Here is a 15,612-nt window from a genome sequence, read left to right as displayed (position 1 = left end):
CCGGTCGGTACGGTGGGTGGCTCCAGTGTGTGCGGCGCATCCGCGGACCTAGCGTCGCACCCATGATGACGACGGATCAGGTGATGATGACCGCGCTGCAGGCGACGCATGAGCCGACCGGTGGAGTGGCCGGGTGGGCGATCGATCTCATGGAGCGAATGGGACCGGCGGGTGCCGGGCTGGCGGTCGCGCTGGAGAATCTCTTCCCGCCGTTGCCGAGTGAGGTGATCCTGCCGCTGGCCGGGTTCGCGGCGGCGCGGGGTGATCTCGGGCTGGTCAGCGCGATCGTGTTCACCACGCTGGGGTCGGTCGTCGGTGCGCTCGCCTTGTACGGCGTGGGCCGGGCGCTCGGGCGGGATCGGACTCGCGCGATCGCCGGGAAGTTGCCGTTGGTGAAGGTGGCTGACGTCGACAAGGCCGAGGAGTGGTTCCTGCGGCACGGTCCCAAGGCGGTGCTGATCGGGCGGCTGGTTCCGGTCGTCCGGAGCCTGATCTCGGTGCCGGCCGGGGTGGAGCGGATGCGGGTCGCACTGTTCCTGCCGCTGACCGCGCTCGGGAGCCTGGTGTGGAACTCGGTGCTGATCCTGGCCGGTTACCAGCTCGGCGAGCGGTGGCATCTGGTCGAGTCGGGGGTCGGGGTGTTCCAGAAGCTGGTGATAGCCGGCGCGGTCGCCGCTGTGGTGTGGTTCGTGGTCGTGAAGCTGCGCGGGCGTTCAGATCCTGAGAAAGTCAAGTAGCGCGCTCGACTTTGACTACGCTCGAGGTATCACTGCCGATGCCTCAGGAGTTGGGTCAGATGCCCTCAGTCGCGTTCGAGTCGCAGGTCGTGCCCCAGGATGCGCCGGTCTGGCCGCAGTCCGTGGTCACGGTGGTCGGCAATCCACGGGCCGGTTCGCGGACGGCGGCCGCGGCGGCGTCGGTCGCGGAGTTGCTCGCCTCCGAGCTCGGTACGCCGTACCGGATCGATGAGCTGATCGACCTGGTGACGTTCGCACCGGCGATCTTCCAGGGTGATCGCGCCGGCGAGGAGGACCACGCGGCACTGGAGAGCGCGGTCGACCTGGTGTCGTCGGCATCGGTGATCGTGGTTGCCACTCCGGTCTACAAGGGCAGCTACACCGGTCTCCTGAAGAGCTTCCTCGACGTACTGCGGCCTTCGGCGCTGGCCGGATCCGTCGTCGTACCGGTCACCGTCTCCGCGGCCCCGAGCCACAAGCTCCTCGCCGACCAGCACCTCCGCCCGGTCCTCGCCGAACTCGGCGCGAGCGTGCCGGTCCCCGGAGTGATCCTCGAGGAACGAGACCTCGAGGACCTCCAGGTAGTCCTCTCCAGCTGGATCCGCACCAACGCCGCCATCGTCCAGGCCACCACGATCGCCCTCCAGCCGGTGGCCGAACCTACGCCGGCCCGGTAACTAGTCGTTGTAGCTGGGTTGGGTGGGTGCGTGGCGGAGGGTTGTGGTTGCGGGGAGGAGGGTTGAGCCGAACGTCAGGATCGTGGCGGCGGCGACGATGACGCCGTAGATCCAGAGGGGCCCGGTGGGGAGCGTGCTGTTGGAGACCTTCGCGGAGAAGGGGAGCAGGCAGGCCAGGGCTACTGCGGTGCCCAGCGTGACTCCGGCGAGGGTGACCAGGGTGCTTTCGGTCCACAGCATGCGGAGGACCTGGAATCGGGTCGAGCCGGTCAGGCGTTGGAGCGCGAACTCGCGGCGGCGGCGCAGGGTCGACGAGACGAGCGTGTTGACGACCGAGACCGCGGTGTACGCGATCAGCATTCCGACGAGCATGTAGTTGACCCACGCCTGCGTCTGCAGATCTTCGGCGTTCGCGGCGACCAACGTACTGCGGTCAGCCACCTGGACAGTCGGATGAGCCGCAGCCAACTTCGCCAGCCCCGGTCGTACGTCGGCACCTGGTGCGGCGCGGACGAGGATCTGCTTCGTCAGACCGTCCGTCGTGTGAGCGGCCACCAACGACGCCGGCATCATGATCGTCTCGTACCCGCGTTCCGCCGCGAACGTCGCGACCACCCGCAGCTTCACCGGGGTCCCGTCGCCCATCGTCATCGAGACCTCCGACCCGACTCCACGGCCGGTCTTCGTGGCCATGTAATCCGGGATCGCCACGGTCGAACCGGTCAGCCCGGCGAGCGATCCGCTCGTCAGCCGGACCGGCGCCGTACCGTCCGCGCCCTGGGCGTCCACACCGATCACCGGCGCACCGTCCTCGTCGAACGGCGACTTGCGCGGGTCGTCGACCGCCCCGATGCTCCGGACGTACGCCGACGCGCTCGCCACGCCAGGCACGCTTCGAACCTGCTGAAGCAGTGCCGGCGACAAACCAGCGTCCGAGACCAGTACGGCGTCGGCGCGCAGATCCCGCGTGAACGCCTCGGAGGAGGCGTGTACCTGCGTGGTCTGCATGTACAGGTTGGCGGTCGAGATTCCGACGGCAAGCATCACCGGCATGACAGCGGCCGACATCGCGACCGACCGCGCCGACAGGTTGCGGATCGCGAGGCGACCATTGACCCGGGTCAGTGCCTGCACCGGCCACCGCCAGAACGCGAGCACGACCTTGGTCCAGAACGGACCGAGCAACGCGACACCGATCGCCCAGCAGAGGATCGACGGACCTGCGGTCGAGGCCGCGAGCGGTCCGGTCATCACCGTCGCGGTGACGATCAGCAGCGCGAGCCCACCACCGAGGAACAGCAGGCCGAACAGCAGCCGGATCCAGCTGAACCACTTCCGCTGCAGCGACGCTTCCATGAGCGCCTCGACCGGCCGGATCTTCGCGGACTTCCGGGCCGCGATCAGACCCGCACCGACGGCTGCGAGTACGGCGGCACCTGCGCCGGCGGCGAACGGGATCAAGCCCTGCGAGAACTGGATCACCGGCGACGCGACGCCGTGCGTGCTGAGCTGGTCGAAGAGGAACCGTCCCAGGAACGTGCCCGGGATGACTCCGACCGCAACGGCCGGCAGCGAGACGAGAAGTGCTTCGCCGAGGATCATCCGCCGGACCTGACCGGGCGTCGTACCGATGCCGCGGAGGAGGGCGAACTCGCGCTCGCGGTGCTGCGCGGCCAGGGCGAGCGTCGAGGCGACGACGAACATCATCGTCATCGTCGCGATGCCGCCGAACGAGCCGGCCACCGCGATGAGCGCGGTCTTGTGAGACTCGGCGTCCGGGTGCTCGGCCAGGCCGCGGTCGACGCCCTGGCGGACGGTGAGGTTGCCGTCCAGCTTCTCCAGGCTCTTCTTGACGTCGCCGAGGTTGGTGCCGGGGGCAACTTGTACGCCGACGTCGGCGAAGCGGTCCGGGTTGCGGACGAGCTGCGCGGCGTCGTCGTCGGAGAGGAAGGCGTTGGTGCCTGCTGTCGGGGCGATCCCGCTGACGGTGAAGGTCTTGGGGTCGCCGTTGACGATCAGAGTAAGGTGATCGCCCGGCTTACCGGACGAAACCACTACTTCACCGGAGCGTGGCGCGTGCCCGCTGGTGAGGTGATACGGAGCCAATGCGGCGCTGGACCAGTTGTGGCCTTCAGCAACCGATGGGCCGACTGCCGGGAAGGTGTAGTCACCGACGGCGGACGAAACGCCTTGGGTGGAACGGATCTTGGCGAGGGCATCCACGGGGACGCCGACGCGTTCCGGCAGGGGAGTGGCGTCTTCTTCGCCGGGGCGGAGGTGGGACTGCTTGCCGGTGACAACCAGCGAGGTGCCGGCCAGGCGCTGGGGTTCGACGTTGGAGCGGATGCCGGTCTCCATCAGGCCGCCGCAGGCCATCACGATCGCCGTACCGAAGACGACCGCGACGAACGTGGCGATGAATCCGCTCTTGCGATGGCGCAAGGTGCGGATGGCTTGGCGCATCATCCCGCCACCACCTGCAGGTTGGACCGCGCACCGAGGTGGGTCATCCGGTCGGCGACCTGTTCGGCCGTCGGCGTGGCCAGGCTGCCGGCTAGTACGCCGTCGGCTAGGAACACGACCTGGTCGGCGTACGACGCCGCGACCGGATCGTGGGTGACCATGACGACGGTCTGGCCCTGGGTGCGGACCGGCTCACGGAGCAGCTCGAGTACGTCGGCCGCGGTCTGCGTGTCCAGCGCGCCGGTCGGCTCGTCGGCGAAGATGACCGCCGGACGGGCGACGAGGGCGCGAGCGATCGCGACGCGCTGCTGCTGGCCGCCGGACAGCTCGCCCGGGCGACTCCTCTGCTTGTCAGACAAGCCGACGCGCTCCAGGACCTGGCGGACCGCGGCCTTGTTCACGCGGCGGCCGTCGAGCTCCTGCGGCAGGCAGACGTTCTGCCAGACGGTCAACGCAGGCAGCAGGTTGAACGACTGGAACACGAAGCCGATCCGCTCGCGGCGGAGCTCGGTCAGCCGGCGCTCGCTCAGCCCGGCCAGCGCCATGCCGTCGATCAGCACGGTGCCCGACGTCGGCCGGTCGAGCCCGGCCGCGCAGTGCAGGAACGTGCTCTTGCCAGAACCCGACGGACCCATCACCGCGGTGAAGGTGCCGGGGGCGAACTTCATCGAGATCCCGTTGAGGGCGGTGACGGTGTTCCCGCCACGGCCGTAGACCCGTCGTACGTCCTGCAGGACGACCGAGTATCCGGTCCCGTCGACTGCTTCCTGCTTCCGCTTTCTCATGCCGTCGACGCTACGGAGCAACGACGTACCGCCCCATGGTGCTGGACCACCGTACGGGGTGGGTGAAAGTCCACCCTCTACGAGCGCAACAGCGCCCGCAGGCCGGCCGTGTAGGTGGCCGGAGTGATGTCGCCGATCAGCAGCCGCTGCAGGACGAATCCCGGGATCATGCTGAACATGACCTGCGCGACGTGCTCGGGATCGACGTCCGGGTCGAGGGTGCCGTCGGCCTGCGCACGGCGGGCGATCACGACGAAATGGTTGCGGAGCTGGCAGTACTTGCCCTTCGCCACTTCGCGGATCGAGTCGTTGCGCAAAGCCTCCGCCCAAGCCTGCACCGCGACCCGGGTGACGTCTCCGGGTGGGGTCGTGGCGACCCGCACGACATGCTCGATCGTGGCTTCGAGCGCGGCCAGCGGGGTGAGCGGCTCGTCGGACGCGAGTAGGTTCTCGAAGAGCTCGTCGACCGTGCCGAGGGCGTCCTCGGCGATCGCCGCGACGATCTCCTCCTTGCTCTTGAAGTAGCCGTAGACGGCGCCCGCCGACAGGCCGGACTCGCGGATCACGTCGGCCATCGTCGTCTTGTGGAAACCCTCCGCGTTCATGCAGGCACGCGCCGCGGCGACGATCTGCTCGCGGCGGGCCAGGCGGTGCTCCTCGGTGACCTTCGGCACGCTCGCAACATAAAACGAATGTCCGTTCTTGACAAGTCGCCAGGCCGTCGCGAGTCTATAAAGAACGGTTATTCGGTTTTCTTGTCGAAGGAGTTCCCGCCATGACAACTGAGGCGCACGCGGCCGAACGTCGCCGGCCGCCCCTGATCGCCGTCATCGTGCTGTTGACCGCGGTCCTCACGGTGTTCCTGATCGCCTTCGCCTGGCCGTCCGCGCGCTCCGAGCCGCGGAACGTCCCGATCGCGGTGTCCGGCGCGACGCCGGCGGTCGAGCAGGTCAAGACGCAGCTCGGCCAGGCGATGCCGGGCGGCTTCGAGATCACCGCCGTACCGGATCGGCAGGCTGCCGTGCAGCGGATCGAGGACCGGGACGCGTACGGCGCGATCGTGCTCGACTCGGCGCAACCCGAAGTACTCACGGCGTCCGCGGGCGGACCGGTTGTGGCGCAGCTGCTGACGCAGCTATCTGCACGGATGGACAGCCGGGCGAAGGTCACGGATATCGTCCCGCTGCCGAAGGACGATCCGCGCGGCGCCGGACTGGCTGCCGGAGCTCTGCCGCTCGTGCTCGGCGGGATCATCGCGGCCGGCGCGTTGACCCAGCTGGTGCGGTCCGGGCCGAAGCGGATGGTCGGCGCGATCGTGTTCTCGATCACGGGCGGGCTCGCGCTGGCCGCCGTACTGCAGTACTGGCTGGGCTCTTTCGAGGGCAGCTACCTCGGCAACGCGGGCGTCATCGCGATGTCGATCGGAGCCATCAGCCTCACCCTGCTCGGGCTCGAGTGGCTGATCGGTACGGCGGGGCTCGCGCTCGGCGGCGCGACGATGATGCTGCTCGGCAACCCGCTCTCCGGGATGACCAGCGCGCCGGAGATGCTGCCGAACGGCTGGAGCACTCTCGGGCAGTTGCTGCCGCCGGGAGCAGCGGGTACGGCGCTACGTTCCGTGAGCTTCTTCGACGGTGCCGGGGCGGCCAGACCACTCGTCGTACTGGCGTGCTGGCTGCTCCTCGGGGTCGTGCTCTGCGGACTCGGCGCGATGCGGACCAGAGGACGCGCCGTGCAGCCGCGACATGAGGCGTCGGCCGTTGCAGCCTGACAAAGTAGACGTATGACAGCGCGGTGACCGGATCGTTACACCCCGGTCACCGCGTTCCTGCGTACCTGCCGCGACAACGTTGTCTGTCAAGCATTGACTTCGGCTGTTCAGGACTCCTACGGTCGCGAGAAAGCCCGCAGGGTTTGGGCCGTGGTACCGGCATGACAACGATTGCCCGAAGGTGGACCTGATGGTGACAAGGAAACGTTTCATGGCAGCGGCCGCCGCGGGCGCGCTGCTGCTGGGGGTCTCGGCCTGTAGTCAAGGCTCGACGACCAAGCAGCCCGAGGCCGGCGGCTCGCAGAGCTCCGGTCCGGCGCACATCAAGATCGCGTACCAGCAGTGGGGTCCGGGCGTGGTGATGAAGAACTTCCTCACCGGCGTCAAGACCGAGTACGAAGCCGCGCACCCGGGATCCCAGGTCGAGATCGTTCCCGTCGTTGCCAGCGAGAACGACTACTACACCAAGATCCAGTTGATGATGCGCTCGCCGAACACGGCGCCGGACATCGTCTACGAGGACACCTTCCTGATCAACTCCGACATCACCGCGGGGTACCTGAAGCCGCTCGACGACTACATCGGCAAGTGGGACCAGTGGAGTCAGTTCGAGGACACCGCCAAGGGCGCGGCGCGGGGCCAGGATGGCAAGACGTACGGCGTACCGGACGGCACTGACACCCGGGCGCTCTGGTACAACAAGCAGATCTTTGCCAAGGCCGGCCTGCCCGCCGACTGGCAGCCGAAGACGTGGGACGACGTACTCAGCGCGGCGCGCACCATCAAGCAGAAGGTGCCCGGCGTGATCCCGTTCAACATGTACTCGGGCAAGCCGATGGGTGAGGCCTCGGCCATGCAGGGCTTCGAGATGCTGCTCTACGGCACCAAGGACACCCTGTACAACTTCGACCAGAAGAAGTGGGTCGTCGGCAGCCAGGGCTTCAAGGACTCGCTGAACTTCGTCAAGACCGTCTTCTCCGAGGGCTTGGCGCCGTCGCCGAAGGACGCGCTCAGCCCGAACATGGGCAGCAAGGTCGGCACCGAGCTGCTGCCGCAGAGCAAGCTGGCGATCGACCTCGACGGCTCCTGGATCTACGGCAACTGGCTGAAGTCCGGCGCCAAGCCGTGGCCGCAGTGGAGCACGGTGCTCGGTCAGACCGCGATGCCGACGCAGGACGGCGGCGGTAAGGGCAAGGTCAGCCTCTCCGGCGGCTGGACCTGGGCGATCCCGGCCAAGTCGAAGAACCCCGATGCGGCCTGGGACTTCATCAAGACCCTGCAGACGCAGAAGAACGCGGCGAAGTACGCCACCGACGGCGCGCAGATCGCGGTCCGCAAGGACGTTGCCTCCGACGCGGCGTACAAGTCCTCCTCGGCGAGCACGCAGTTCTTCACCGACCTGGTGTCGGTGACGGTCTACCGGCCCGCGCTGCCGGAGTACCCGAAGGTCTCGAACGAGATCATCACCGCGATGGAATCGGTGATGACCGGTCAGTCCCAACCCGATGCGGCCGCGAAGAACTACGACCAGGCAGTTGAGGGCATCGTCGGCGGCAAGGACAGTACGACGACGCAGAGCACCGGTCAGTAGTCTCCCGGCTCGAAGGGATATCTCCCCTGTGACGACGACTGTCGCCCCCACCTCGGCCACCGCTCCCTCCGGTAAGTCCACCGGAGGGAGCGGGAAGCCGAAGGCCGCCAAGCTGGTCCGGATGCTGCCGCTGTCGCCGGCGATCGGACTGATGCTGGTCTTCCTGGCCGGCCCGATCATCTACTGCGTGTACGCCGCGTTCACGAACATGGCGCTCACCGGTACCGGCGCGGCGAACGTGAAGTTCGTCGGGCTGGACAACTTCCGCAAGGCGTTCTCCAGCGGTGCCTTCACGAACTCGATCTGGCTGACGCTGGTCTTCACGCTGATCTCCGCGATCATCGGCCAGAACACGCTCGGCCTCGGGCTCGCGCTGCTGATGCGCCGGTCGACGAAGCCGGTTCGCAACTTCGTCGGTACGGCGGTGATCGGCGCGTGGGTGCTGCCCGAGGTCGTCGCGGCGTACCTGCTGAGCGCGTTCTTCAACGACGACGGCACGCTGAACGTGATGCTGCACGCGGTCGGCCTGCCCGGCCAGGACTGGTTGTACGGGGCACCGATCATCGCGGTGTCGCTGGCCAACATCTGGCGCGGTACGGCGTTCTCGATGCTGGTGTACTCCGCCGCGCTGAGCGAGATTCCCAAGGAGATCGAGGAATCCGCCGAGATGGACGGCGCCGGCGGGTGGCGGCGACTGCTGTTCGTCACGCTGCCGATGATCACCCGCGCGGTGATGACCAACCTGATGCTGATCACGCTGCAGACGCTGAGTGTGTTCGGCCTGATCTACGCGATGACCCGGGGCGGCCCGGGGACCAAGAGTCAGACGTTGCCGCTGTACATGTACGAGCAGGCGTTCAGCTTCTCCCAGATCGGCTACGGTACGGCGATCGCGTTGGTGATGCTGGCGATCGGTGCGGTCTTCTCGCTGATCTACCTGCGTGGACTGAACTCGGAGGCAGCATGATTGCCCGCGACCGGATGAGCAAACTCGCGTCGAACCTGGTGCTGCTGGCCATCGGCGTACTGTTCGTCCTGCCGTTGCTGTGGGTGCTGTTCGCATCGATCAACCGGACGGCGGGGCTGCGGGTCGAGTTCCCGACGCATCCCACGCTCGGGAACTTCAAGGCGGTGCTGAACACCGACACGACGTACCGGCCGGTGCTGAACGGGATCGTGCTGTGTGGCGGGGCGGCGTTGCTGACGATGATCTGCGCGGTGCTCGCGGCTTATCCGTTGTCGCGGTTCCGGACGCGGTTCAACCGGCCGTTCCTGTTGACGGTGCTGTTCTGCACCGGGTTGCCGATCACTGCGGTGATGGTGCCGGTGTATGGGCTGTTCGTGCAGCTGAACCTGGTGGACACGCTCGGCGGCACGATCATGTTCATGGCGACGAGCGCGTTGCCCTTTGCGATCTGGCTGACGAAGACGTTCATGGACGGCGTACCGCTGTCGTTGGAGGAAGCGGCTTGGGTCGACGGCGCGGGGAACATGCGCGCGCTGTGGGCGATCGTGCTGCCGCTGATGTGGCCGGGGATCGCGGTCGTGCTGATCTTCACGTTCATCGGCATGTGGGGGAACTTCTTCGTCCCCTTCATGCTGCTGCTGTCACCTGAGCGGCTGCCGGCCTCGGTCAGCATCTTCACCTTCTTCGGCCAGTACGGCGAACCGAACTACGGCCAGCTGGCGGCGTACTCCCTCATCTACACGATGCCCGTCCTCCTCCTCTACCTCCTCCTCAGCCGCAAACTCGGCGGCGCCTTCGCCCTCGGCGGAGCCATCAAGGGCTGACCTGCCAAACCACCAGCCGCCGCGAAACGGACACCGCTCCGCGGCGGCTGTTCTATTGCCCGGCTTCGCCGGGTGCGTGGACCGGGCTGAGCTGGACCGTTGTTGGCGTAGCAACTGCTCAGCCGCCGCGAAGGACACCGCTTCGCGGCGGCTGTTCTTTTGCCGGCTTCGCCGGGTGCTTGTGTCGAGCTGGACCGTTGTTGGTGTGGCAACTGGCTCGGCGGGCAAAGGACACCGCTTCGCGGCGGCTGTTCTATTGGCCGGCTTCGCCAGCGTGCGGGAGTCGCGGCGAGCTGGTTCGTGTCTGCGCGGCAGCTGCATCCGTGGGGAACTCGCGGTGCTGCTTCGCCGTAGCAGCTGAGTGTCGGCAACGGTGACGCTTCGGCCAGCCGCCGCGGAACGGACACCGCTTCGCGGCGGCTGTTCTATTGGCCGGCTTCGCCGGCTGCCTGAGTCGCGGCGAGGTGGTTCGTTGTCTGCGAGCAGCTGCATCCGTGGGGAACTTGCGGTGCTGCTTCGCCCTAGCAGCTGAGCGTCGGCAACGCTGCCGCTTCGGCGAGGTACCGGCTACCTCAGCCTGTCCGGCTCGAGTGAGTGTTCAGTTGGAGTTGTCGACTGCGTTGCTTACCGGGGTCCACTCATCGAGTTCTGCGATTCGGGCTACTAGGGCGGTGCGGATGTCCTGGACGGCGGTGCTTCCGGTTGCGATGCGGTGTGGTGGGGTGTTTGCCTCGGTGGCGGCGATGATTGCGTCCACGACACCGTCGGCGGTGTTGTACGCGGTCGACGGCAGGGCGCCGATCGTCTTGAGGACTTCGCGGACCGTCTGGTCGTAGTCGCTGATCGTCTCGACGTGGTCCAGGTTGGCCAGGAAGGACGTCGCTGTGAGGCCGGGCTCGACGAGCGTGACCTTGATGCCCAGCGGGTCGAGCTCTCCGAACAGGGCTTCGGTCAGACCCTCGACGGCGTACTTGGTTGCCGCGATCATGCCGACGCCCGCGTGCGCCATCTGCCCGAAGTACGAGGAGCCCTGCAGGATGTGGCCCGACTTCTGGGCGCGCAGCGTCGGCAACGTCGCGCGAAGGACGTTCAGTACGCCGTGCACGTTGGTGTCGAAGATCGCGCGGACCTGTGCGTCGGTCGCTTCCTCGACAGCGCCGAAGACGCCGTACCCGGCGTTGTTGGCAACGAAGTCGATGCGACCGAACCGCTCGAGGCCGGCGCTGACGGCGCTCTGCAGCTGACTGAGGCTGGCGACGTCGGCGCCGGCCTCGAGCACCTGGTCGCCGTACTTATCGGTGAGCTGCGTCAGGCCTTCGGCGCGACGGGCGACGGCGATCACGTTGTCGCCGCGTTCTGCCGCGCGGACGGCGAGGGCTAGGCCGATTCCGGATGAGGCGCCGGTGATGAACCAGGTGCGGGTGGTCGGGGTGTCGAATGAGTTCGTCATGGTGAGGACCATAACAGCTTCACTCATAACGTCAAGATGCCCTGTGGAGATTCTGTTATGATCAAAACGCGAGTGACCACAACCATCGGAGAGGAGCGCAGCGTGAGTACTTCGACGTTGTCCGCGCTCGAGCTGGTGCTGGCGTTCGCGAACACGCATGCAGACGCCGGCGACCGCGTAGAGCGGTTCGCCGACACTGAAGGATTGACGACCTGGCTGGGCGAAGTGGCCTGGGGCGGCGCCGAGCCGGCGAGAACCGTCGCGGACTCAGACGTCGTCGAGGCTCGAGAGCTTCGGGACGCGCTGGTGACGGTGCTGCTCTCGCACTCGAATGACCCGGCTACCTCGGACCCGGCGGTACGGTCTGCTGAGGCAATACTCGAGAGAGCCGGCGACAGATGTCCGGTCGCCGTGCGGCTGAGTGGTGCAGAGGCACGTCTTGGTCCAGGATGCGGCGGAGTAGCAGGCGCGTTCGCAGGCGTGCTGGCCGCGGCGACCGAGCTTGCATTGTCAGGTCAATGGGCTCGGATCAAGGCATGCCGCAACGAGCCCTGTCACTTCGCGTTTTTCGACCGAAGTAAGAACACATCGGCCGGCTACTGCAGCACCCAGTGCTCGAGCCAGGCGTCGATGCGCGCCTACCGTGCCCGGAAGAAGGATGCGCTCGCTGGGGGCACGTCGAAGCACACCGACAACACGTAAGACTGATCTGTCGTTGGCTACGTGTTTGGGGTGAGGGTGGTGCGGGTCTGCTTCCAGAAGTCGAGTTTCTGGTCGAACGGCCAGTCCCATTGGGTGTCCGGCGAGGACTTGGCGTAGCGGTCGAGTGCGATCGGCGCCAGCGTGGCTGTTGATTCTGGTGCGCTGTCGGTGACCACGGCCAGGCGGACGACGAAGGTGACCAGGCGGGTGAGCTTCGAATGCTCGTGGGATGTCTCGAGCTCTTTCAGTTGCGAGCGGAGTTGCTTGATCGTGCGGAGGGCCGCGCGATGCTCGCCTCGGCCGGGTGACGTGAGCTCGTCGGTGGGGATGCCCAGCAGGTCAGCGATGTCGTCGTCGGCGTCAGCCTGCGCGGAGGACTTGCCGAAGAGGCCGGGTTTCTGCGACTGGAGGCGGTCGGCGATCTCGTCGAGCAACTGATCGAGTCCGTGGACCACGTCGGGGAGGACGCGGTCGGCGGTCCTCCGGCGGTTGGTGGCGAGCGCGACGACGCGAGCATGCTCCGCCTCGACGGCCGAACGCAGTGACTCGGGCCAGTCGTCCAGCCCCGTCAGCTCTTCCTGCGGTGGCGCCGACGTGTTCAGGTCGCTTGGCTGCAGCGGCTTGGCGCCGGAGCGGGCCGCGTCGATTTCCTGCTCGAGCTTCTTCTGCGGACCCGGAACGATTGAGCTCACCCCTCCACCCTACGCACGTTCAGATGTCCAGACGACGCAGGTTCCAGACGGAGGGGACGATGAGGGTGAGGACGGTGATCAGTACGAAGAGGGCAGCGCCGTACAGCTCGACGGCTTTCACGCTGACCACGGCAGCGACGTACCCGACGGTGAGTTGACCCGCGGGGCCGGCGATGAACGAGCCGAGCATGTCGTACGACGAGACTCGCGAGAGCTTCTCGATCGGTACGTGCTGGCCGAGCGCCGTCTCCCAGCTGATGCCGAAGATATCGAAGCCGACGCCGAGGAGGAACGCGGCGATCGCCATCGCCCAGGTGTACGGGAGCAGCGCGAGGCAGAGCATGACCGGGACCGTGAGCAGCATGCCGAGCATGCCTGTGCGCAGCGGGCGGCGTGGTTTGAGCCGGAGCATGATGATGCCGCTGGCAACTAGTCCGGCGCCGAAGCAGGCGCTGACGACACCCCAACCGGTTCGCCCGAACGTACGGTCCGCGATCACCGGGCCGAGCGTCTGGTAGCAGGCGGTGAAGATCAGGTTCAGCAGTCCGAACGCGAGCACGATCACCCAGATCCACTGCCTGGACACGAACTCGCTCCAGCCGTCGCGCAGGTCGGTCAGCATCGAGGTGGCGGCGCGTTCGATCCGCGGGATCGTCAGGCGGGACAGCAGTACGGCGGCGATCAGGAACGTCGCGCCGTCCACCGCGAGCCCGACGCCCGGCCCGGTCAGGCCGACGATCACACCCGCGACCGCGCCGCCGCCGATCATCGCGCTCGAACGCGCGAAGCCGGCGATCGCGTTCGCCTGCGGGAGTTCGCTGCGGTCGACGATCGACGGGAGGATGCCGGTCATCGCGGGCATCACGAACGCGGCCGCGATCCCGTTGACCGCCTCGATCGCGGCGAGCTGCCAGATGGTGGCGTGGCCGGAGAGTACGAGCGCCGCGGCGAGGCCCTGGGTGAGCCCGCTGACCGTGTTGGCGACGACCAGCACCAGATGGCGGGGGAGCCGGTCTGAGATGACGCCGCCGACCAGCAGGAAGATGATGTTCGGGATGCTGCGCGCGGCGAGTACGATGCCGACCGCGCTGGCGGAGTCCGAGACGTCCAGTACTGCGAACACCAGCGCCACGGGCGCGATCGTCGACCCGAGAATCGAGATGAACCGGGCGGAGATGAACACCCGTACGTCGCGATGCCGCAGTACGGCCAGATCCTGCCGGAACCCCACCGCGCCCCCTCCGTCGTGCCGAACCTGGCGATCCTACGGGCTGCGGGTGCCGACGGGCCCCTTGTTTTCGGAGGGCAGAGCGGCCTAGGCGTCGGCCAGGCGGAGGTCGAGCTCGACGATCCATTTGGTCTTGCGCGGCTCGGTCCTGGGGTCGGTGCGGAAGGCTTCGTACCGGCAGGCGAAGAGATCGCCCTCGGGGACTTCGCGACGGTCGAGGACGAGCCCTTCGGCGGTCGCCCAGTCGAGCAGGGCCCGGTTGGCGCGAAGCGAGTGGTTGCGGTAGGTGAGCGTGGCGTACTGCCCGGCGGGGAGCGTGGACGGGCGGACGCGGTCGTCGCCTGCCACCGGTCCCGGCGTCATCATGCCGACCTCTAGGTCCATTGGCCCGGCCATGTCGATCACGTGCAGGCGAAGGAAGAACATGCCGGAGTCGTCGGTGCCGGTCTCCCGAAGCCAGCCGAACAGCTCCTCGAGCAGTTCGTTGCGCTTGGACAACATCCCGCGGAACGGCGTGATGGTCCGAATACCGAGGCAGTGCTGCTCCGGTCGCTCGACGACGCGGGGTGGCTCGAGTAGCTCCATGTTCCTCCCTTCGGTCGCTCGACTATAAGCCGGGGCTCCTGGGTTGCTGGTGAGCTCCGTAGGAAGTCCTCTACAGGTCTGTGGTTGGTGTAGAGGTTTTCCTACGGTGGCGACCCGAGCAGCTATCCAGTCAGCCTGCGCCCAGGACCTGGCCGCCCAGCAGGTCCAGGACGAGCACACCCGACCGCGTCCGCCGGTGAAGCGAAGCACGCTGCGCTAATTGCAAGCAGCCAGCGCAGCAGTCCGCTTGACGAAGCGTGCTCGCCCCGCAGTCCGCCGCGACCCAGCTCGGGCAGCTCACGTGGTCGAGCTGCAGCACCGATCGGCTCCTCTTCCCGTCGCGGCTGCCCGATCGGGTGCAGCCCGCGGGGCGGACCCCAGTACGCGGGGCGCGGCCGTCCGATCGAGGTGGGTCGGCTTAGTAGTCACCTGCGAGCGATAGCGAGCAGAGTCCGGCGATAGCCGGAAGGGATGCACGGCGATGAGCCGGGGGTGGGTGGGTGCGTGTGGAGCGGTCGCGTGTGAGGAGCGCAGCGACGAACGGAGCGACTGCGTAGCACGCGGGGGCTTCTCCCGTCACGGGTTGTCCTTCGTTGTCACGGGGTGTAGTGGGGGGTTTGCCGTTACCTTGGGGTATTGGTCCTCGATCTGCAGGAGGCTCCGTGAAGATCAACGACGTACTGCGCGGTAAGGGCAATCAGGTCGTCACCATCTCCCCAGAAGCCACTGTCACCGAGCTGCTCGCACTGCTGGCCGAGAAGAACATCGGCGCGGTGGTGGTCAGTGCGGATGGGTCGACGGTGTCGGGCATCGTGTCGGAGCGTGACATCGTGCGGCTCTGGAACGGTACGCCGGACGCGGGCGACGTACGGGTGAGCGCGATCATGACGTCCGAGGTGCGCACCGCGACACCGGACGACCTGATCGACAATCTGATGCGGCTGATGACCGAGCACCGGATCCGGCACGTCCCGGTCGTTGTCGACGGCAACCTCGCCGGGCTGGTCAGCATCGGCGACGTGGTCAAGTCCCGCATCGGCGAACTCGAGTTCGAGAAGGAACAACTCTCCAACTACATCAGCAGCTGACCCGGCAGCCCTGTTCCCTCAGCCCAACGGAGCTGAGGGAACTAACGCTGCC

General features: G+C 67.2%; 15 protein-coding genes. 8 read left to right on the top strand and 7 right to left on the bottom strand.

The genetic code is table 11. From position 1 onward, the window contains the following. Positions 1-62 precede the first annotated feature (62 nt). Together FDA38_RS33000 and FDA38_RS32995 are read left to right on the top strand one after the other, a co-directional pair. A complete protein-coding gene (locus FDA38_RS33000) occupies positions 63-737 on the top strand; it encodes a DedA family protein (protein ID WP_137258097.1) in 675 nt (224 codons plus the stop codon). A 59-nt stretch (positions 738-796) separates the two neighbouring features. Continuing rightward, entirely contained in the window at positions 797-1,414 is a 618-nt protein-coding gene (locus FDA38_RS32995) for an NADPH-dependent FMN reductase (protein ID WP_137258096.1), read from the top strand. Here FDA38_RS32995 and FDA38_RS32990 read toward each other — a convergent pair whose 3' ends face one another. From FDA38_RS32990 to FDA38_RS32980, 3 genes are all read right to left on the bottom strand, one after another. After that, complete coding sequence (locus FDA38_RS32990; protein WP_137258095.1) at positions 1,415-3,880, bottom strand: ABC transporter permease; 2,466 nt, start codon at positions 3,878-3,880, stop codon at positions 1,415-1,417. Continuing rightward, on the bottom strand, positions 3,877-4,662 hold the full coding sequence (locus FDA38_RS32985; protein ID WP_137258094.1) for an ABC transporter ATP-binding protein: 786 nt from the start codon (positions 4,660-4,662) through the stop codon (positions 3,877-3,879). The genes FDA38_RS32990 and FDA38_RS32985 overlap by 4 nt, the downstream gene beginning before the upstream one ends. A gap of 77 nt (positions 4,663-4,739) precedes the next feature. Then, entirely contained in the window at positions 4,740-5,336 is a 597-nt protein-coding gene (locus FDA38_RS32980) for a TetR/AcrR family transcriptional regulator (protein ID WP_137258093.1), read from the bottom strand. Between the two features lie 101 nt (positions 5,337-5,437). Between FDA38_RS32980 and FDA38_RS32975 the strand changes: the two genes are divergently transcribed. The 4 genes from FDA38_RS32975 (at position 5,438) to FDA38_RS32960 (ending at position 9,815) form a co-directional block, all read left to right on the top strand. Further along, on the top strand, positions 5,438-6,433 hold the full coding sequence (locus tag FDA38_RS32975; protein WP_137258092.1) for a hypothetical protein: 996 nt from the start codon (positions 5,438-5,440) through the stop codon (positions 6,431-6,433). Positions 6,434-6,623: 190 nt separating this feature from the next. Beyond that, positions 6,624-8,024 (top strand): extracellular solute-binding protein, encoded by a 1,401-nt coding sequence (locus FDA38_RS32970; RefSeq protein WP_202877965.1) that lies wholly within the window; start codon positions 6,624-6,626, stop codon positions 8,022-8,024. 28 nt (positions 8,025-8,052) lie between these two features. Then, on the top strand, positions 8,053-8,991 hold the full coding sequence (locus FDA38_RS32965) for a carbohydrate ABC transporter permease (protein WP_202877964.1): 939 nt from the start codon (positions 8,053-8,055) through the stop codon (positions 8,989-8,991). Further along, positions 8,988-9,815: a carbohydrate ABC transporter permease gene (locus FDA38_RS32960; RefSeq protein WP_137258091.1), complete on the top strand. Its 828-nt coding sequence runs from the start codon at positions 8,988-8,990 to the stop codon at positions 9,813-9,815. The genes FDA38_RS32965 and FDA38_RS32960 overlap by 4 nt, the downstream gene beginning before the upstream one ends. Positions 9,816-10,413: 598 nt before the next feature. Here FDA38_RS32960 and FDA38_RS32955 read toward each other — a convergent pair. After that, positions 10,414-11,265, bottom strand: coding sequence for an SDR family NAD(P)-dependent oxidoreductase (locus FDA38_RS32955; protein ID WP_137258090.1), 852 nt, complete (start codon positions 11,263-11,265; stop codon positions 10,414-10,416). Positions 11,266-11,367: 102 nt separating this feature from the next. Here FDA38_RS32955 and FDA38_RS32950 point away from each other — a divergent pair, with 102 nt between their 5' ends. Further along, positions 11,368-11,967, top strand: a complete 600-nt coding sequence (locus tag FDA38_RS32950; RefSeq protein ID WP_233715072.1) for a CGNR zinc finger domain-containing protein — start codon at positions 11,368-11,370, stop codon at positions 11,965-11,967. 17 nt (positions 11,968-11,984) lie between these two features. Here the strand turns inward: FDA38_RS32950 and FDA38_RS32945 are convergent, their stop codons facing one another. The 3 genes from FDA38_RS32945 to FDA38_RS32935 form a co-directional block, all read right to left on the bottom strand. Then, positions 11,985-12,659, bottom strand: a complete 675-nt coding sequence (locus FDA38_RS32945; protein ID WP_137258089.1) for a hypothetical protein — start codon at positions 12,657-12,659, stop codon at positions 11,985-11,987. Between the two features lie 19 nt (positions 12,660-12,678). After that, positions 12,679-13,890 (bottom strand): MFS transporter, encoded by a 1,212-nt coding sequence (locus FDA38_RS32940; protein WP_137258088.1) that lies wholly within the window; start codon positions 13,888-13,890, stop codon positions 12,679-12,681. A gap of 84 nt (positions 13,891-13,974) precedes the next feature. Beyond that, complete coding sequence (locus FDA38_RS32935; protein ID WP_137258087.1) at positions 13,975-14,472, bottom strand: GyrI-like domain-containing protein; 498 nt, start codon at positions 14,470-14,472, stop codon at positions 13,975-13,977. Positions 14,473-15,134: 662 nt separating this feature from the next. Between FDA38_RS32935 and FDA38_RS32930 the strand changes: the two genes are divergently transcribed. Continuing rightward, complete coding sequence (locus tag FDA38_RS32930; protein ID WP_137258086.1) at positions 15,135-15,560, top strand: CBS domain-containing protein; 426 nt, start codon at positions 15,135-15,137, stop codon at positions 15,558-15,560. Positions 15,561-15,612 lie beyond the last annotated feature (52 nt).

This window comes from Kribbella jiaozuonensis (genome assembly GCF_005233875.1).
In the GTDB taxonomy this organism is placed as follows: Bacteria; Actinomycetota; Actinomycetes; order Propionibacteriales; family Kribbellaceae; genus Kribbella; species Kribbella jiaozuonensis.
The sequence above is the reverse complement of the archived record's forward strand: the minus strand, read 5'-3'. Positions and strand labels throughout refer to the sequence as shown.